Origin of the sequence: Streptomyces musisoli (assembly GCF_016741855.1) — a bacterium.
GTDB lineage: Bacteria > Actinomycetota > Actinomycetes > Streptomycetales > Streptomycetaceae > Streptomyces > Streptomyces musisoli.
The window spans coordinates 378284-394931 of sequence record NZ_JAERRH010000003.1 but is presented as its reverse complement, the minus strand read 5'-3'; the positions used below and the strand labels follow the sequence as shown (position 1 = coordinate 394931).

Sequence of the window (16648 nt, the reverse complement as noted above, 5' to 3'; positions counted from 1 at the left end):
CGAACACAGCGCGCCGATGGGTGTGGTTCAGGCCGCGATGGCGTCCGGGAGATCCTTCAGGTGGGGCTCGGCCTGCTCGACCCGCTTGCGGGCCTCGCGGCAGGTGCCGTCAGAGTTCGGGAGGTTGGCGTCAGCGAGGGCCTGACGGATGTGCCGGGTCGCCGGACGCCGGTTGCCGAGGGCGTCGTATAGACCCCGGACCACCAGGTCGATCTGCTCCCGCTGCGTCAGCGGCTCCTGGGACTTCTCCGGCTCCTCCGCCACCTCGGGGGCCTCCTTCGGCTCCTCCGGGGTCTCCTCGGGCTCCGTGATGTTCGGGGCCTCGATCGCCGCTTCCGTGCTGATGACGGGGGCGCTGACGGGCATGACGGGGACCGTCACGGTCTCCTGACGGGAGACGAGGAACTCGTGGACCTGGCGCATGAGGACGCCAAAGGCGAGCAGGGCGGCGACAGGCGGGACGGCGGCCGTCACGTAGTCCAGAGGGTCGTCACTGACGCCCACCCCGGCGACGTTCAGGGCGATCGAGCCCAGCGAGCCGGCTGCCGTCAGGGCGATGGCCCAGGGGTCCACCCGGCGCATCAGGGACGCCCGGAGGATCAGCAGCTCGCCGACCGCGATGAAGGTGTCCACCGTGGCGGGCCAGGCCCAGGCGCGCTCCCCCTGGAGGCGGTGGGCGGACGCGAGGTCGTGGAGGGCCTCGAACGAGAGCCAGAAGCTCACGGCGGTCAGGGCGGTGGTCAGCACGGCGGCGCCGATGGCCAGGCCGAGTTGGGCGTCCGTACGAGTCGCAACAGCAGATGACCCTGACGGCCTCAAGGGCATCAGGGTAGGTTCGGGCTTGGGCATGGAGGTCGTATCTCCTTGCTCGGGGCCCCCGGGGTTCTGATTGGCGTCGGATGCCGGGGGCCCACTGGCACTCTTCGGTTATCTGTGCACAGATTAGCGGTCTCCGCTGACGGACGTCAGGGGTTGACGCCCTCAAGGTTGCGCGCCTGCTCCTTGACCAGAGCCTGGTAGTCCCGCTCGTCCAGGCGGACCGACGGGCAGAGCCTGCACTCGGCAGCCCAGTCCCCGGGGAAGTACCGGACGAGCGTCAGCCCCTCGCATGACGGGCACGTGACGCCCCCCAGCAACTCCCGGCGAGGTTCCGTCATCGTGATCCGCTGGGAGGTCCTGACGAGGTCGCGGATCTCCTCGGCGAAGTCGGCCACCCAGGACTGCTCGCAGATCCAGTCCAGGTGCTTCGTCAGCCGTCCCGTCATGGACGTCACGTCCCGCCTGACGGGTGTCAGGCCCCGCTCCTCGGTCACGGCCTCACACCAGCTCCAGAGGACCTCCAGGAAGGGCACGGAGCCGACCTGGTCCTCGGCCCCCGTGACGGCCTGACGGCTCGCCGGGCCCAACATGTTCAGGACGTCACCACGGCCTGGCAGAGGGGCGTGGAGCTTCTTGGACGACCGCCCGTCCTCGTCTCCTCCCTGGACCCGCTGACGGCTCATGCAGAGGTACACGTACTGCTCGGGGAGCTGGGCGAGGGCGCCGCGGATTCTGCTCCGGCACCGGTCACACGTCTTGGCCTCCTGCGGAGCGCCGCAGACGGAGCACTCGTAGATGTTCACGGGTGGACCTCCAGGACGGTCAGGCGGAGCAGGGCGGCGTACTCGCCCTGGGTGGCCCCCTCGGGGATCTCCGGGGCCGTGGAGAGGAGCTGGCGGCAGACAGCCGGCTCAGGTGCTACGCGGTGGAGAAGCCCGAGGAGCACCCTGAGGGCCATGGGCTCTTCGGGGTGCTCGCTCAGGGCGTCGGCGAGGACCGTCAGCACGGTGCTGCCGCCGGTTCGATGTCCTCACCGGTGATGGCCTCCACGACGGCGGAGACGAGGATCTCCGAGGCGTTCGGCGTCACGGCGTTCCCGAGCATCCGGACCCGCTCCCGCTTCGTGCCGAGGAGCTTGTAGCCCTCACGGAAGCTCATCGCGGTGCCGATCTCCTCGGGCTCCAGCATCCGGAAGAGGCAGTCCTCGACCTCGATCTGGGCCTTCAGCAGGCCGTACCGGTCCACCGTCGTCAGCGCTCCCAGAGGCTGGCTCAGGGGCCGGGCTCGACCGGTGCCGTAGTACGGGACGGCCAGGCCCTCGGTGACTAAACCGTGGTGGTTGCCGGAGGCCGTGACGGTGCAGAGCGGATCCGTGGTCGAGCGGTGCTTGGAGGCCCCGCCTCGCAGCTCGGCGATGAACGGCGTAAAGGCCACACCGGTCTCCCGGCGGGTCGTCATCGTCCTGGTGGGCTCGTCCAGCGGCTTGGCCTGCTTGCCCTGTCGGCCCTCCACCGGGACCACCAGATGCCGGGCGTACCGCTCCAGGCCGTCGCGGATCCGGTCCATGGTCTTCTTCGCCAGGGGCCGCTTCCGGTCCCCGATCCTCTGGGCCGGGATGGTCCAGTCGATGGCCTTGGAGGCCGGGAGGGCCAAGGGCTCGATCACCTGGCCGCAACCGGCTCGGGGGCACCGGTAGACGTACTGGGTGCGGTACCGTCCCCAGGGCTCCCGGTCCTTGCGCTTGAAGTCCTGGCGGGCCCGTACGGCGCCGTGGTCGGGGCACGTGGCGTGAGGCCTCAGCCACTTCTGCCAGTCGGGCTTGCGGCCCACGGAGCGGTGTACGTATCCGAGGTAGAAGCGGTCCCGGCTCTGCGGGCTCCACAGGGCCTTCCGGGCGTGCGCGTGGGCGCTGTTGAGGTGGATGATCTCGATGTCGTAGCCGAGGAGTTCGAACCCCTTCCGCCAGGGCTCGAAGAGGTTCCAGCGCTGGAAGTCGATGACGTTCTCCACGACGCCCCCGAGCACCGGCTTGCCCCGGAGGATCATCCGCTCCAGGTACCGAAGCACGTCCCAGGCCGTGGCCCGACTCCGCTCGGCAGCGTCGACCGGGAGGACCTCGCCGTTCTCGTCGGGGACCTGGTCGAGCTGGATGCGCTTCCGGCCCGAGGCCACGCTGTGGTGGGTGCACTCGGGGGAGGCCCAGAGGATCTCCGCGTACGGGAACCAGCGGAAGTCCGCCTGGGAGATGTCACAGCACTCGTGCTGGGCCCCGGGGAAGTTCAGGGCGTGGGAGTCGATGGCCAGGCGCCAATGGTTCAGCGCCATGACCAGCTCCGTGCCGGGGACGTAGTGGATGCCCTGCGAGCTTCCACCGCCCCCGGCCATGAAGTCGATGACTCGGATGGTCAACGGGCCCTCCGCAGGTCGCGGACGACCGCGACGATCAGACCGATCGTGATCCCGGCGGCGATGACGTGGAGGAGGTGCCCGAGGGTGTGGTTCGTCGGCATCGTCAGCCCTGCGCCTTCTTGAACTCGGTCACGACGTCGGAGAGGTGGTACAGCTCGGTGAGCTGGAAGCCGTACGACTCGTCCAGGACCTGGATCTCGATCGGGGTCATGGCCGGGGAGATGAGGCAGAAGTCCACGGGCTGACCGACCAGCGTGGCGGCCTGGTCCAGGGTCAGGAGCGGCTCGTGGCAAGGGCCGAAGCCGTGGTCCGCCTCGCAGGTCCAGCGCTCCCAGACGGCGCCGGAGCCGAGCTGGATGACGCGGCCGTTCTCCCCAGTGATCCTCATGACGCGGTGGTTCTCCCACGCGTCCTCGGCGATCTCCTGAATCCGATTCCCGATGAACTCGTTCAGGGCGATGGTCTCGCGGTCCATCAGTCGTTCCCCCCGTTGATGTCGTTCAGTTCGTTGAAGGCCGCGACGTCCGCCCAGAAGGCGTCGAGCGCGTTGTCCTTGGCCTCGCCGAACAGCTCCTTCAGGGAGCCGTCGGCCTGCTTCTCGAAGACCCGTACCTCGCGGGTCGTGACGGCCTCGATACGGCCGTTCTCGTGGACCTCGATGTCCTGCACGGTCGTCGGGCCGTAGGCGACGAGGACCTTCTCCAGCGGGTCGGCGGCGCTCATCGGACCACCTCCTTCGGGGCGATGGCGGTCCAGACGCCGTCCTCGTCGCAGACCAGGCCGCGCTCCGTGAGGGCCTTGATCGCGCGGTAGACCACGGCTTTGTCCACCCCGAGGGCACGGACGATGGTCGCCTTGCGCTGACCGGAGGGGCGGTTGTGCAAGTGAGCCCAGACGAGCCGCGCGGACTGGACCAACTTGGTGTCCCGAAGGACCTGGTCGAGCGCGGGGTCGACCGGACGCAGGGTGTGGTTCTCCATCAGGCACCCCGCCGGATCTCGAAGCGGCGGCCGTCGACAACCTCGGACGACGTCAGGGCCAGCCGGCTCGGCCCTCGGGTGATCGAGGGGTTGTGGCGCAGGCCCTCGAAGATGAGCTGCTCGACCAGCGCCTGGATGCGGTCCGGCCGGACGACGGCTCGGCCACGCGGGCGGCCGTTGACGGGGTACATGTCCTCGGGGAGCTGGAAGTACCGGTCTCCCTTACCCGCCTTCGGGTGCCCGTGGCGGTACCCGTCCTTCGTGTACTGGCCGTTCGCGTCCTTGCGGGTGTTGCGCTGGTCCAGCAGGTACCCGTGGTCGTACAGGTGCTGGAAGAAGCGCTTCTCGGGGACGTCGCTGAAGTAGATCTGCCGGAAGGTCGTGGGCGTCAGGCGCGTGGCCGGGGCGAGCGGGCGGACCTCGGGCTGAGTACGGACAGCCACGCCCTTGGTCCAGTAGGCGTGGAGGGCCTTCTTCGACTCGGTCTGGAAGGCCACGAGCATCGGCCGCAGCTCGGGGGCGACTCGGCTGGCCTGGAGCGTGGCCGCCCACATGATGAAGGTGTCCTCGGGGACGGTGACCATCTCGCGGGTCTTGCCGTCCTCCGCAACCATGGACGTAATGACCACGGTTGCCCAGGGCTGGCGCCGGAGTCGCTTCAACTGGCCGGAGTAGTCGAGACCGATGGACTCGACGGCGGGCTTGAAGACGATCTGGCTCTGTCCGTCCTCGCCCGGGATCGACAGGAGCGATCCCGTGGAGAGCTGCACGGTGGCCGGGGGCCTGAGGGGAGCGATGGCGGACATCCGCTATCCCTTCGACTCAACGCATGGAGGACATCCCCATGCGGGGGTCCTCCAGCGGAGTCGGTATCGCCCTGTGGCGATGCCTTTACATTACCACCTTGCGGGGGCGGAAAGCCCCTGCGAAGGGGATCCGTTCGGCGATTCGTTGACCTTTATTGACCCCTCTCGGACTTTTCTTGGAGAGGCGCCATCTACGGGTTTTCGGGGGATTTTCAGGCGTTGGCAGATGTCCAATCCACGTGCGTATCCTGACCCCAGACACGACGAAGCCCCGGCGGGAACCGGGGCAACGTCAGGGCTTATTTAAAAAGCCGGGTTGGTCCGGGAGGCTCCTACACCTCCGAGACCGGCCGTCCCCGCACCGCTTCAAACGACGGGAACAACCATGAACACTGGCGCTGATTCTACCGGCCAGGCCACCTCGGGTCACGTTGACCTTGATGTCGTGAACTCCGCCCACCTCGTTGAGATCGCCCAGCGCATGGCCTGTGAGTCGCAGGCCCTCACCGAGGCCGTCATCTCCTGGCAGCTCGTCACCCGCCCGTACCTGGACGGCTCCAGGGGCATCGCCCGCTGGTCTGGCCTCTCCGACAAGACGGTCCGGGAGACCGCTGGTCCCGAGGGCGGTCTCAGCTCGTTCAAGTTCCTCTGGACCAGGACCCGGGGACACGCCTCTGCCACCGTGGAGGAGCGCGAGGAGATGCAGCTCCGGTTCCACTCGAATACGCGCATCGACTACCGCAGTACTTCACCTAAGAACCTCCAGACCCCTGGCCCTCTGGGGGGTGCCCTGGCCGTGGAGGAGGGAGAGGAGAAGATCTTGGAGGGTAATGCGGTAGTCAGTGCGCGTATTAGCCAGAGGGCCCAGGAGGTCCTGGTCAACGGCATGAAGACCCTCGCGACCCTGACCGAGCTGACCACTCTCACGGAGCCCGGACAGATCCTGACGATGCTCGACCCCGGCTTGGACGTCTGGGCCGAGGTCGAGGACGGCAATGCGGTGAAGACCGCCGTAATCCCGCTGGGACGCCGGGCGTGGTCCCTGGCGGTCCTGTGCGGCCTAGAGGACGTCGTCCTGTCGGTCTCGGACATCGAGGAGCTGACGGGCCTCAGCAAGAGGGGCGTGCAGGCCCTGTTGGCCCGCATGGCCAAGGCGGACCCGGTCCTGGTCCGGAAGGTCCGCAAGGGCCGGTCGTTCGAGTACGGGGTCTACTGGGCCTCGCGCTTCCGGAAGTCCGGCGACTGGTGGGACAACTGCTTCGACCGGGATCTGATCCGCAAGGCCCGTGCGGCCAGGGACGCCGTGGTCCAGGCGACCTCGGCCCGCCGTGGGACCCCGGCCGGGTTCCTGGCCTACCGCCTCTCCACGGCCAACCCGAAGCGGGACGACTACCTGGAGGCCAACCCCCTCCCGGTGGACGCTGACGAGGTCTGGAAGGCCCTCGTGGAGGCCGGGGAAGAATTGGCCCTGTACGAGCACCTGCGGGCCAAGGAGTCCGAGGCCGGGCCCGTGCCGAGCACTCCGGAGAGCTGCATGGGCGTTGCGCCCGCGCAGGTTCAGAAGACCCAGCCGGCTCAGGTCGACCCCGAGGTCCTGGCGGCCATGCGTCGCCGGGTGATGGGACTGCCCGTATGAACCACGAAGGGCGCCAGAAGGCCCTGCGGCGCCACGGCCTGACGGAGACCCAGGACGGCTTCGAGCTGACCGCTCAGGGCTTCCAGAAGGCCTCCAGGCGGGCCCAGGGCCTCCGGGAGCAGGGTGACCCCGAGGCGGTTCGGATGCTCGCTTTGAGCCCCGAGGATCCGCTCCGCTGGGAGTACTGCCGGTGCATTCAGATCGAGGCCTTCACCGCAGAAGCGCGGGCCTCCGGTTTTTAAAAAGGAAGACCTCTCCAACCATTCCTGGAGCATTAGCGGAGGCGCTAAGGATTCCTGTACCATCTCGACTCGCGAGCCCTCGCCGGACTTCACCCCGGCGGGGGCTTCGCGCGTTCCTGGGGCTCAAGGATTTTAAAAAGGGGGATCGATCGTGGCTGACTGCCCGACGTGTGAAGACGGCAAGTGCGACTGTCCGCCGGTGTGTCCGTACATCCCGCCGGGTTCGATGGCGGAGCAGGCCATGGCCGATCTCGCCTGGGACGAGCCCGAGGTCTTCGACGGGGATTGGTGAGGGGGAGCTATGGAATGGAAGCAGTGGGCCTTCTACGAGGCCACCGGAGGGGACCGGGTGTCCCTTCTTTCGTGGAATGACGGCCACTGGGCCGTCTGCTGGGCGTATGCCGCTCCGCATTCCGGCATGCAGCTCGTGAGCTACGACGAGGGACGGGCCAAGGAGGTCTTCGACACCTCCCGTGAGCAGGCCGAGGCCCAGGAAGGGCTGAGCTTCGACAGCCGGGCCGCCTGGCAGAACGGGAGCCTGTGATGGACCAGCTCTACACGGTCACGGCGTTCAGCAACGCGTACGAGTTCAAGCCCAGTCGGGGAGTCGTTTACATCCAGACCGACATGACTCAGACCCAGGTCGAGACCCTCAAGGCCCGCGAGGTCGAGGAGAACCCCGACCGGTGGCTGAAGGTGGAGGCCCACGGATGAGCCGCGCTGTGTGCTCCCAGTGCGGTGAGCCGGCCGTGGAGGCCGAGCCCTCCTCGTGGACCCCGGCCTGGGGAGACGCTCCCCGGTGGTCCCACGAGGACGGAGAGCCGCTGTGCCCTGTAGTCGGCGACAACGGGTACGAGCCGTGCCAGCCGGAGTTCCTGCCGTGAAGGGCCTCGTGATCCTCGATCCGGAGGCGCCGGAGGGGTTCCGGAAGGTCTCGTACGGGCCCGTCGTGAACGGCCGTCCGCTGCGTTCTCCCGCCATGCGGCGGCTGATCGGCAACCTCGTGAAGGAGCAGTTCCGCTGGGCCGAGAGGGAGGCGCAGGAAGCCGCCTGGGTGGAGCGGCAGTTGGCTAAGGCCCCGCCGCTCACCGTGGCCCAGACCCAGATGCTCCGCCGGGTGAAGACCGACCTGACCCGTGCAGCACAGCAGGTGTCCGTCTCGCCCTAAAGCCCATGACGATGTCAGGGCCTGTCCGTATCGTCTTCCCATGAGCACGGACCCGGGCAAGCAGAAGCTGAAGCGTCATCATCACACGGTCCCCCGCCTGCTTCTGCGGCGCTTCGCGGACGGCAAACGGATCATGCGCGTCCCGCTCGACGGCAGTGGTCCCAAGCCCATCGGCATCGGTGACGCGACGGTCCGCAGCCACTTCTACTCGATGCAGGACGCGACTGGGCGGCGCGACGACACGATCGAGAACCTGCTGGCCGATCTCGAAGACCAGGCCGCCCGGGTGATCACGAAGATCATCGCCGAGCGTGTGTGGCCCCTGCCCATAGCCGACCGGGCGGTCTTGGGGGAGTGGGTCGCAGCCCAGTACGCACGGATCCCGGCGGTGCGGCAGGCGAACAACGAGATCGCCGACCAGCTCTTGAAGATGGAGATCGCCATTGGTGGCAAAGCCGAAGTCCGCCGCCGCATGGAGGCTCAAGGCGATGGTCCGGTCTCGGACGAGGAGGTAGATGCCGCCTGGGCCGAGCTGACCGACTTCTCCAGCTACTACGTTGAGCTGCCGGTCAATGACCACTTGCTCACCATGGGGCAAGCGATGGCCACCGCCTACAAGGCGGTGATGGCCCGCTCGTGGAAGGTCTGCCGGTTCGAGCGCAAGACCCTGTTGCTGCCCGATCACCCCGTCACCCTGGTCCGTGACGAAGACGAACCGGAGTGGAGCGGCGTTGGCCTCGCCAACGCCGCCGCGATCATGGTCCCCATCGACCGCCAGGCGGCCATCATCATGACGGCGTCCGGCGGTCCGGACGGAATGTTCCCAGCCAGCACGGCGGTGGCGAATGAGCTGAACCGTCGCTTCGCGTGGAACTCGCGCATCGAGCTGTTCCATCACCCTGATGACAACCCGCTGGCCGGGATCGAACTGCCTCCGGTCAGGTCGGTCGAAGCCGAGTTCAGTCAGACCGCCGAGGACTTCATACGTCCCGAGGGGTTCACGGAGACCGCCTAACGCCAAAGGACCTCGACCCGGTCCGGGTTCCACACGTTGAAGGGCCGGGTCGCGGGGTGGATCAGGATCTCCCGGATTAGGCCCCGGTACACCGTCTGCTTCCGGGCCGCCGAGTAGTCCGCCCACGCCTTCCTCAGCTCGGCGGCGCTGACCTCGGTGAGGTTGGCCTTGACGCCGTACTGTGCGATCTCTTGGCGGGCGCCGGCCATCCGGCCCTTCAGCGTGTCGATCGCGTCCCGGATCTCCCGGGCCGGACGGTCGCCGTCCAGGAGTTCGTCCTCCAGCTCCTTCTTCCGACGCTCCCAGCGGGCGAGCTTGGCCTCCAGCTCGGGGCGGGGGTCGTTGTCGTCCGCCTCGGCCGCGGCCTCGACCTCCTCCAGGCGCTTGAAGAGGAGCTTCTCCATCAGCGGCTCCAGGTCGGGGATCTGGATGGTCCGGCCGCCGCACCCGCCCCCGTCCTTCTTGCACGTATAGATGGGCATGTCCTTGTCCCCGCGCTGCCCCGTGCTCATCCGGTGGTGCTTCTTCCCCTCCTCCTTGCAGGAGCAGGGTTCGCCCACGACGTGCGGGACCTTGCACGTGCACTTCACGAGGCCGCTCAGGGGGTACTTCAAGGCCGGGGTGTCGCGCTCCCCGAACTCCGCCTTGAACTCCTCGGAGCGCTCGGCCAGCAGGGCCCGGAGCATGTCGCTCTGCTCGGGCTCGATGATCTTCGGCCAGACGGCCTGGCCCTTGATCTCGCCCTTGTGCTCCTTGCGCCCGCTGATCCGGCCGGACATCAACAGGAACCGCATGGCCTGGTAAGACCAGGCCCCGCCCGTGGAGGTCTGGACGCCCGCCTCGTTGGCCTCGGCCACGAGGGTCCCGAGCTTCTCGCCCTCCAGGACACGAGCCGCCCACTTCCTGACGTGGGCGGCCTCCTCCTCGTTGAGGATCTCGCCCAGGATCTTCCGGCGCGGCCCCTCGCCATCGAACAGCCGGGTGTAGCCGAAGGGCCGGTGGCCGGAGTTATGAATCTTCCCGGCGGCCACCAGCTCCTGAACCTTGCGGAGGATGCGCTCCTGCTTGTGCTCCACCTCGTACTTGGCGATGGCACCGAGCATCCGGGCCACGAGCCGGCCCGTGGGGGTGCTCAAGTCCAAGTCGCCCGCCTTGACGGTGGCGATCTCGGTCTTGTGCTCCTCCACGATGATGATCAGGTCCTCCAGCTCGGCGGGCTGGCGGTACAGGCGGTCCGGGTGCCAGGAGACCACAGCGTCGATGTGGCCGGACTGAACGTCCTCCAGCATCCGCAGGTAGTCCTTGCGCTTCTTCCGGCGGTCGGCGGCCGTCACGTCGTTGTCGACGTACACCTCCACGACCTTCCAGCCGAGGGAAGCGGCGAGGAGGCGGCAGTCGTCCTCCTGGCGCTTGACGCCAAGTCCCCCGCCCTCGCGGTCATCTGAGATACGGACGTAGATCCCGACGCGGCGAACTCGATCTCTGGCGGTGGCCTTCATGCCGTCAAGGTTAGGCGAGTAGATACGTACTAAGGAAGGTATGGCACCACGGCTCCGCCTACCAGGACCCGCAACTGATACAACTCGCCGCGCCCCGGGTGGCCCTCGTGTCCGCGGGCGCCGGCAACCCCTACGGCCACCCGGCACCGGCGACCGTGGCCGCGCTGCGCACCGGCGGAGCCGCCGTCCTGCGCACCGACCGGGACGGCGCGCTCGCGGTCACCGGGACCGGAGGGAGGAACGGGGAGATACAGGTGACGAGCGAGAACTGAGCGAGAGATGGAGGGCAGCCCGCGGGCATTGGAGCGCGCCGGAGCGGAGCGGACGGGCGCCGGAGGGCCGGAGAGGGGAGGAGAGGGGGCGGCCTGCGGTGGGGCGGGGACCGGAGCGGGCCGGTCGCGGGAGCGGGTGAGGACCGGAGCGGGCCGGTCGGGGGAGCGTGTGAGGACCGGAGCGGTCAGAGGAGGGAGGGAGCGAGAGGGATCTGCGGCGGGCCGGACCGGGTTGATGACATGGCCCTACGCGTGCCGCGAGCATCAGGCGAGACTGGGCCCATGACATCAGCACAGGTCGACGCCTATCTCCGCCGACTCGGCAGCACGCGCCCGCAGCGGCCCACCAGCGAGGCGCTGCGCGAGCTGCACCTGCGCCATCTGCTCACCGTCCCCTTCGAGAACCTGTCGATCCACCTCGGAGAGGAGATCACGCTGGAGGAGACGCGACTGCTGGACAAGGTGACCGAGGGCCGGCGAGGCGGCTTCTGCTACGAACTGAACGGCGCCTTCGGGACGTTGCTCGCCGCTCTCGGTTACGAGGTGGAACTGCTCGCGGGACGTGTCTACGACGACGAGGGGCGGCTCGGAATCCCCTACGACCATCTCGCGCTGCGGGTGCGGACGGCGGACGGGGACACCTGGCTCGCCGATGTCGGGTTCGGGGCGCACAGCCACTACCCGTTGTCCTGTGCGGAACGCGGGGAGCAGGACGACCCCGGGGGCACCTTCCAGGTGGTGGCGGCCGGGCCGGACCCGGCCGGGGTGCGCGGCGGTGGCGGGCCGGACGCCGGGGACCTGGACGTCGTGCGCGACGGCACGCCGCAGTACCGGCTGGAGACCCGGCCGCGGGCGCTCGGGGACTTCACGGCCGGCGCGTGGTGGCACAGCACCTCGCCGCTGTCGCACTTCACCCGGTCGCTGGTGTGCTCGCGCGTCACCGAGGACGGCGGGCGGATCACGCTCAGCGGGCGGAAGCTGAAGACGACCGCCCCGGACGGCACGCGCGAGACGCGGGAGCTGGAGAAGGACGAGGAGGTGCTGACGGTCTACCGGGAGCGCTTCGGGATCGAGTTGGACCGGGTCCCGGCTGTGCGGGACCCTGATCCGGGCGACTGATCACCCGGGCCCGGGGCTCGCGCGCGGTGCCGGAGAATGGGCACGTGAGCGATGTGAGACACGTGCTGGTGCTGCCCGACCGCGACGCCGCCGAGGAGGCGGCCGAGGCGCTCGGGGAGCGGTTCGGCATCGACGAGGAGCCCCAGCTCGTCCGGGACGCGCTGGCCGGCGAGGACGACGCCGAGGACGCCCAGTGGCTGTTGGTGCTGCGGGACGAGCGCGAGCGGCTGAGCCCCGCCGAGCTGGACGCGTTCGCGGGGGAGTGGGACGGCTGGCGCGAGGAGCCGTGACCCCGAGCCCGGCTCCACCATGCGCACCGGGGCCGGCTCAGGGTGCGCACTGGGGCCGGCTCGGGTTGCGGTCCGGGGCCGGTCGGGGTGCGGTCGGGGTGTCGTCCGGGGCCGGTCGGGGTGCGGTAGGGGTGTCGTCCGGGGCCGGTCGGGGTGCGGTAGGGGTGTCGTCCGGGGCCGGTCGGGGTGGCGGGGCCGGTTCGTTGTCAGTGCGGCGTGGGATGCTTTGAGCGATGGCCAGGAAGACTGCGAATGACGACCCTCTCGCCCCGGTGACCCTCGCCGTGGGCCAGGAGGACCTCCTGCTCGACCGTGCCGTGCAGGAGGTGGTGGCCGCCGCCAAGGCCGCCGACGCCGACACGGACGTACGTGACCTGACCCCGGACCAGCTTCAGCCCGGCACGCTCGCCGAGCTGACCAGCCCGTCGCTCTTCGCCGAGCGCAAGGTCGTGGTCGTACGCAACGCGCAGGACCTGTCCGCCGACACGGTCAAGGACGTGAAGGCGTACCTCGGCTCGCCCGCCGAGGAGATCACCCTGGTGCTGCTCCATGCCGGCGGCGCCAAGGGCAAGGGGCTGCTGGACGCCGCGCGCAAGGCGGGGGCGCGGGAGGTGGCCTGTCCGAAGATGACCAAGCCGGCGGACCGGCTGGCCTTCGTGCGGGGCGAGTTCCGCTCCTTCGGACGCTCGGCCACACCCGAGGCGTGCCAGGCGCTGTGCGACGCCATCGGGAGCGATCTGCGGGAGCTGGCCTCGGCGGCCTCGCAGCTGGTCGCCGACGTGGAGGGGACGATCGACGAGGCGGTCGTCGGGCGGTACTACACCGGGCGCGCCGAGGCATCGAGCTTCACGGTCGCCGACCGGGCCGTGGAGGGGCGCACGGCGGAGGCGCTGGAGGCGCTGAGATGGTCGCTGGCGACGGGCGTGGCGCCGGTGATGATCACCAGTGCGCTGGCCCAGGGCGTGCGGGCGATCGGGAAGCTGTCCTCCGCGCGCGGCGGGCGGCCGGCCGATCTGGCGCGGGAGCTGGGGATGCCGCCGTGGAAGATCGACCGGGTGCGGCAGCAGATGCGGGGCTGGACGCCGGACGGGGTCGCGGTGGCGCTAAGAGCGGTCGCCGAGGCGGACGCGGGGGTGAAGGGCGGCGGTGACGACCCCGAGTACGCGCTGGAGAAGGCCGTCGTGGTGATCGCCCGGGCCGCCCGGTCACGCGGGCGCGGCTAGACACTTCCCACGGTTCGGCCGGTCCCGGAGTTCAGTCGGTCCGGCGCCTTGGTTCCATGGCTGGGCCGGTCCTGGAGTTCAGTTGGTCCGGCGCCTTGGTTCCATGGCTGGGCCGGTCCTGGAGTTCAGTTGGTCCGGCGCCTTGGTTCCATGGCTGGGCCGGTCCTGGAGTTCAGTTGGTCCGGTGCCTTGGCTCCATGGCTGGGCCGGTCCTGGAGATCACTCGGTCCGGCGGCACCGGCCGCATGGGTCGGTGGCTCCTGGGAGTCGGCCGGTTCCCACGGCTCGGCCCCGTGGCTCAGCTGCGCCCAAGGGCGGCTGTCCTGGAGGTCGGGTGCTGGGGCCCTGTCCCGGGACCCGCCGGGGACGGCGCGCGCCCTGAATATCCGCCCGAGGGCGCTCGGTCCCCGCACGCCGAAGACCCCGGCATCCGCCCTGGGGAAGGGAGGAGTGCCGGGGTCTTCGAATCAAGCTGATGGACTCGCACCCGCGTGGCGAACGCAGGCCGCGTGCGAATCCGGGGGTGCCGGACGGGAGCGGATGAGAGAGGGCCCGCTCTGGGTCCTTCCGGCGGTCAGATCAGAAAGGTGTTCAGCCCTTGAGGGACGTGACCTTGGAAGCAAGCGCCGACTTCTTGTTGGCGGCCTGGTTCTTGTGGATGACGCCCTTGGAGACGGCCTTGTCGAGGGCACGCGCGGCAGCACGCTGAAGCTCGGTGGCCTTCTCGACGTCACCCGCGGCAGCGGCCTCGCGGGCCTTGCGGATCGCGGTCTTCAGGGAGGACTTGACGGCCTTGTTGCGCAGCCGAGCCTTCTCGTTGGTCTTGATCCGCTTGATCTGGGACTTGATGTTCGCCACGAAGGAGCCTTTTCAGGTTCAGGTACCGGGCCGGGAGAGTTCCCGTACCGGTGATCCAAATTTTCTCTGACGCGCCTCGCGCTGAGAGGGCATGAGGCACAGCCATCTACAGTACCAGTGGCCCTCCGGACGGCCCAAAACGGCTCCCGGTCCCTCCGCGTGGGACCATGGAGACTACGTAACGATCCGACCCGAGGCATAAGGCGCCTCAAGAGACAGGACCCTGCGTGCCCGCGACCCCTAACCATGTGCCCGAGCCGAGCCGTACCGCCCCGGCTCTGATCCGCAATTTCTGCATCATCGCGCACATCGACCACGGCAAGTCCACGCTCGCCGACCGGATGCTCCAGCTGACCGGTGTGGTCGAGCAGCGGCAGATGCGTGCTCAGTACCTCGACCGGATGGACATCGAGCGCGAGCGCGGCATCACGATCAAGTCCCAGGCGGTGCGTCTGCCCTGGGCCCCGACCGAGGGCCCCGACCAGGGCACGACCCACATCCTCAACATGATCGACACCCCGGGGCACGTCGACTTCACCTACGAGGTCTCGCGGTCGCTGGCCGCCTGCGAGGGGACCATCCTCCTGGTCGACGCCGCCCAGGGCATCGAGGCGCAGACCCTCGCCAACCTCTACCTGGCGATGGAGAACGACCTCACGATCATCCCGGTGCTGAACAAGATCGACCTGCCGGCCGCGCAGCCGGAGAAGTTCGCCGAGGAGCTGGCGAACCTGGTCGGCTGCGACCCGGAGGACGTGCTCAAGGTCTCCGCGAAGACCGGACTCGGCGTGGACGCGCTGCTGAACAAGGTCGTCAAGGAGATCCCGGCGCCGGTCGGGGTCGCCGACGCGCCCGCCCGCGCGATGATCTTCGACTCGGTCTACGACTCCTACCGCGGTGTCGTGACCTACGTCCGTGTCATCGACGGCCAGCTCAACAAGCGCGAGCGCATCAGGATGATGTCGACCGGCGCCACCCACGAGCTGCTGGAGATCGGCGTCAGCTCGCCCGAGATGCTCCCGGCGGACGGTCTGGGCGTCGGTGAGGTGGGCTACCTCATCACCGGTGTGAAGGACGTGCGCCAGTCCAAGGTCGGTGACACCGTCACCAGCCAGGTCAAGGGCGCCACCGAGGCGCTCGGCGGCTACAAGGACCCGAAGCCGATGGTCTTCTCGGGTCTGTATCCGCTGGACGGCTCCGACTACCCCGAGCTGCGCGAGGCCCTCGACAAGCTCCAGCTCAACGACGCCGCGCTGGTCTACGAGCCGGAGACCTCCGCGGCCCTCGGCTTCGGTTTCCGCGTCGGCTTCCTCGGCCTGCTGCACCTGGATGTGATCCGGGAGCGGCTGGAGCGCGAGTTCGGCCTCGACCTGATCGCCACCGCGCCCAACGTGGTCTACCGCGTGGTCATGGAGGACGGCAGCGAGCACACGGTCACCAACCCGAGCGAGTTCCCCGAAGGCAAGATCGACGAGGTCTACGAGCCGGTCGTGCGGGCCACGATCCTCGCGCCCACCGAGTTCATCGGTTCGATCATGGAGCTGTGCCAGACCCGGCGCGGCACCCTGCTCGGCATGGACTACCTCTCGGAGGACCGGGTCGAGATCCGCTACACGCTGCCGCTCGCGGAGATCGTCTTCGACTTCTTCGACCAGCTGAAGTCCAAGACCCGCGGCTACGCCTCGCTGGACTACGAGCCCACCGGCGAGCAGACCAGCTCCCTGGTCAAGGTCGACATCCTGCTGCACGGCGACAAGGTGGACGCGTTCTCCGCGATCACCCACAAGGACCAGGCCTACGCATACGGCGTGCGGCTCGTCGCCAAGCTCAAGGAACTGATCCCGCGGCAGGCCTTCGAGGTGCCGGTGCAGGCCGCCATCGGCTCGCGGGTCATCGCCCGCGAGACCATCCGTGCCATCCGCAAGGACGTCCTCGCCAAGTGCTACGGCGGTGACATCTCCCGTAAGCGGAAGCTGCTGGAGAAGCAGAAGGAAGGCAAGAAGCGGATGAAGATGGTGGGTTCCGTGGAGGTTCCGCAGGAAGCCTTCATCGCCGTCCTGTCCAGCGATGACAGCGCGGGGTCGGCCAAGGGCAAGAAGTAACCAGAGGTAACAACCGGTCACGTCCGTAAACCGGGCATGTGGGGGCTCGTCGTGCGAAAGCGCGGCGGGCCCCTACGCGCGCGTAGGGTCGCTCTGCGTGGAAAGTGACAGGCCGAAGCCCCTTACGCAGCGGGCGGTCGCGCCTTACCCTGATCCCTGCTCGATAGTTACTCGCGAGTTAAACAACAGACCGGCCCCCACACCGTGAGT

21 protein-coding genes and 1 pseudogene are annotated in these 16648 nt (G+C 68.8%); 12 read left to right on the top strand and 10 right to left on the bottom strand.

What is annotated here, in order from left to right; genetic code table 11:
- Nucleotides 1-27: 27 nt before the first annotated feature.
- The 8 genes from JK361_RS10010 to JK361_RS09975 form a co-directional block, all read right to left on the bottom strand.
- Nucleotides 28-819: a DUF2637 domain-containing protein gene (locus JK361_RS10010; RefSeq protein WP_236052719.1), complete on the bottom strand. Its 792-nt coding sequence runs from the start codon at nucleotides 817-819 to the stop codon at nucleotides 28-30.
- Nucleotides 820-965: 146 nt separating this feature from the next.
- On the bottom strand, nucleotides 966-1622 hold the full coding sequence (locus JK361_RS10005) for a hypothetical protein (protein WP_201815363.1): 657 nt from the start codon (nucleotides 1620-1622) through the stop codon (nucleotides 966-968).
- Nucleotides 1619-1825, bottom strand: coding sequence for a hypothetical protein (locus JK361_RS10000; protein ID WP_201815362.1), 207 nt, complete (start codon nucleotides 1823-1825; stop codon nucleotides 1619-1621). The genes JK361_RS10005 and JK361_RS10000 overlap by 4 nt, the downstream gene beginning before the upstream one ends.
- A complete protein-coding gene (locus tag JK361_RS09995; protein ID WP_236052718.1) occupies nucleotides 1819-3228 on the bottom strand; it encodes a DNA cytosine methyltransferase in 1410 nt (469 codons plus the stop codon). Before JK361_RS09995 ends, JK361_RS10000 begins: the two co-directional genes overlap by 7 nt.
- 103 nt (nucleotides 3229-3331) lie before the next feature.
- Entirely contained in the window at nucleotides 3332-3703 is a 372-nt protein-coding gene (locus tag JK361_RS09990; protein ID WP_201815361.1) for a hypothetical protein, read from the bottom strand.
- On the bottom strand, nucleotides 3703-3951 hold the full coding sequence (locus tag JK361_RS09985; protein WP_201815360.1) for a hypothetical protein: 249 nt from the start codon (nucleotides 3949-3951) through the stop codon (nucleotides 3703-3705). Before JK361_RS09985 ends, JK361_RS09990 begins: the two co-directional genes overlap by 1 nt.
- Nucleotides 3948-4208 carry a helix-turn-helix domain-containing protein gene (locus JK361_RS09980; RefSeq protein ID WP_201815359.1) on the bottom strand — a complete coding sequence of 87 codons (261 nt, stop codon included), beginning with the start codon at nucleotides 4206-4208 and terminating at the stop codon, nucleotides 3948-3950. Before JK361_RS09980 ends, JK361_RS09985 begins: the two co-directional genes overlap by 4 nt.
- On the bottom strand, nucleotides 4208-5014 hold the full coding sequence (locus JK361_RS09975; RefSeq protein WP_201815358.1) for a phage antirepressor N-terminal domain-containing protein: 807 nt from the start codon (nucleotides 5012-5014) through the stop codon (nucleotides 4208-4210). Before JK361_RS09975 ends, JK361_RS09980 begins: the two co-directional genes overlap by 1 nt.
- 445 nt (nucleotides 5015-5459) lie before the next feature.
- On the opposite strand from JK361_RS09975, the gene JK361_RS09970 reads away from it, so the two are divergent.
- From JK361_RS09970 to JK361_RS09940, 7 genes are all read left to right on the top strand, one after another.
- On the top strand, nucleotides 5460-6650 hold the full coding sequence (locus JK361_RS09970) for a hypothetical protein (protein WP_201815357.1): 1191 nt from the start codon (nucleotides 5460-5462) through the stop codon (nucleotides 6648-6650).
- Complete coding sequence (locus tag JK361_RS09965; protein WP_201815356.1) at nucleotides 6647-6892, top strand: hypothetical protein; 246 nt, start codon at nucleotides 6647-6649, stop codon at nucleotides 6890-6892. Before JK361_RS09970 ends, JK361_RS09965 begins: the two co-directional genes overlap by 4 nt.
- A gap of 301 nt (nucleotides 6893-7193) precedes the next feature.
- Nucleotides 7194-7436 carry a hypothetical protein gene (locus tag JK361_RS09960; protein WP_201815355.1) on the top strand — a complete coding sequence of 81 codons (243 nt, stop codon included), beginning with the start codon at nucleotides 7194-7196 and terminating at the stop codon, nucleotides 7434-7436.
- Entirely contained in the window at nucleotides 7436-7606 is a 171-nt protein-coding gene (locus JK361_RS09955; RefSeq protein WP_201815354.1) for a hypothetical protein, read from the top strand. The genes JK361_RS09960 and JK361_RS09955 overlap by 1 nt, the downstream gene beginning before the upstream one ends.
- The gene (locus JK361_RS09950; protein ID WP_201815353.1) at nucleotides 7603-7776 is read left to right on the top strand and encodes a hypothetical protein; all 174 of its coding nucleotides are present in this window, start codon (nucleotides 7603-7605) and stop codon (nucleotides 7774-7776) included. The genes JK361_RS09955 and JK361_RS09950 overlap by 4 nt, the downstream gene beginning before the upstream one ends.
- Nucleotides 7773-8060 (top strand): hypothetical protein, encoded by a 288-nt coding sequence (locus JK361_RS09945; RefSeq protein WP_201815352.1) that lies wholly within the window; start codon nucleotides 7773-7775, stop codon nucleotides 8058-8060. The genes JK361_RS09950 and JK361_RS09945 overlap by 4 nt, the downstream gene beginning before the upstream one ends.
- Nucleotides 8061-8100: 40 nt before the next feature.
- Nucleotides 8101-9075: a DUF4238 domain-containing protein gene (locus JK361_RS09940; protein ID WP_201815351.1), complete on the top strand. Its 975-nt coding sequence runs from the start codon at nucleotides 8101-8103 to the stop codon at nucleotides 9073-9075.
- Here JK361_RS09940 and JK361_RS09935 read toward each other — a convergent pair.
- Entirely contained in the window at nucleotides 9072-10574 is a 1503-nt protein-coding gene (locus JK361_RS09935) for a recombinase family protein (RefSeq protein ID WP_201815350.1), read from the bottom strand. The genes JK361_RS09940 and JK361_RS09935 overlap by 4 nt on opposite strands.
- A gap of 35 nt (nucleotides 10575-10609) precedes the next feature.
- Between JK361_RS09935 and JK361_RS09930 the strand changes: the two are divergent.
- The 4 genes and pseudogenes from JK361_RS09930 to holA all read left to right on the top strand — a co-directional run.
- Nucleotides 10610-10846 (top strand): annotated as a pseudogene (locus JK361_RS09930) (ComEC/Rec2 family competence protein); the annotation flags it as partial.
- A 282-nt stretch (nucleotides 10847-11128) separates the two neighbouring features.
- Entirely contained in the window at nucleotides 11129-11965 is an 837-nt protein-coding gene (locus JK361_RS09925; protein WP_201815349.1) for an arylamine N-acetyltransferase family protein, read from the top strand.
- Between the two features lie 44 nt (nucleotides 11966-12009).
- The gene (locus tag JK361_RS09920; RefSeq protein ID WP_201815348.1) at nucleotides 12010-12255 is read left to right on the top strand and encodes a hypothetical protein; all 246 of its coding nucleotides are present in this window, start codon (nucleotides 12010-12012) and stop codon (nucleotides 12253-12255) included.
- Between the two features lie 233 nt (nucleotides 12256-12488).
- Nucleotides 12489-13478, top strand: a complete 990-nt coding sequence (holA, locus tag JK361_RS09915) for a DNA polymerase III subunit delta (protein WP_201815347.1) — start codon at nucleotides 12489-12491, stop codon at nucleotides 13476-13478.
- A 591-nt stretch (nucleotides 13479-14069) separates the two neighbouring features.
- On the opposite strand, the gene rpsT is transcribed toward holA, so the two are convergent.
- The gene (rpsT, locus tag JK361_RS09910) at nucleotides 14070-14336 is read right to left on the bottom strand and encodes a 30S ribosomal protein S20 (protein WP_067006864.1); all 267 of its coding nucleotides are present in this window, start codon (nucleotides 14334-14336) and stop codon (nucleotides 14070-14072) included.
- Between the two features lie 227 nt (nucleotides 14337-14563).
- On the opposite strand from rpsT, the gene lepA reads away from it, so the two are divergent.
- Entirely contained in the window at nucleotides 14564-16438 is a 1875-nt protein-coding gene (lepA, locus tag JK361_RS09905; RefSeq protein ID WP_201815346.1) for a translation elongation factor 4, read from the top strand.
- Nucleotides 16439-16648 lie beyond the last annotated feature (210 nt).

Excerpts from the sequence above, each read along its gene's own strand:
- JK361_RS09990 (WP_201815361.1), bottom strand. The coding sequence starts at position 3,703 with ATGGACCGCGAGACCATCGCCCTGAACGAGTTCATCGGGAATCGGATT.
- JK361_RS09985 (WP_201815360.1), bottom strand. The coding sequence starts at position 3,951 with ATGAGCGCCGCCGACCCGCTGGAGAAGGTCCTCGTCGCCTACGGCCCG.
- JK361_RS09980 (WP_201815359.1), bottom strand. The coding sequence starts at position 4,208 with ATGGAGAACCACACCCTGCGTCCGGTCGACCCCGCGCTCGACCAGGTC.
- JK361_RS09975 (WP_201815358.1), bottom strand. The coding sequence starts at position 5,014 with ATGTCCGCCATCGCTCCCCTCAGGCCCCCGGCCACCGTGCAGCTCTCC.
- JK361_RS09965 (WP_201815356.1), top strand. The coding sequence starts at position 6,647 with ATGAACCACGAAGGGCGCCAGAAGGCCCTGCGGCGCCACGGCCTGACG.
- JK361_RS09960 (WP_201815355.1), top strand. The coding sequence starts at position 7,194 with ATGGAATGGAAGCAGTGGGCCTTCTACGAGGCCACCGGAGGGGACCGG.
- JK361_RS09955 (WP_201815354.1), top strand. The coding sequence starts at position 7,436 with ATGGACCAGCTCTACACGGTCACGGCGTTCAGCAACGCGTACGAGTTC.
- JK361_RS09950 (WP_201815353.1), top strand. The coding sequence starts at position 7,603 with ATGAGCCGCGCTGTGTGCTCCCAGTGCGGTGAGCCGGCCGTGGAGGCC.
- JK361_RS09940 (WP_201815351.1), top strand. The coding sequence starts at position 8,101 with ATGAGCACGGACCCGGGCAAGCAGAAGCTGAAGCGTCATCATCACACG.
- JK361_RS09935 (WP_201815350.1), bottom strand. The coding sequence starts at position 10,574 with ATGAAGGCCACCGCCAGAGATCGAGTTCGCCGCGTCGGGATCTACGTC.
- JK361_RS09925 (WP_201815349.1), top strand. The coding sequence starts at position 11,129 with ATGACATCAGCACAGGTCGACGCCTATCTCCGCCGACTCGGCAGCACG.
- holA (WP_201815347.1), top strand. The coding sequence starts at position 12,489 with ATGGCCAGGAAGACTGCGAATGACGACCCTCTCGCCCCGGTGACCCTC.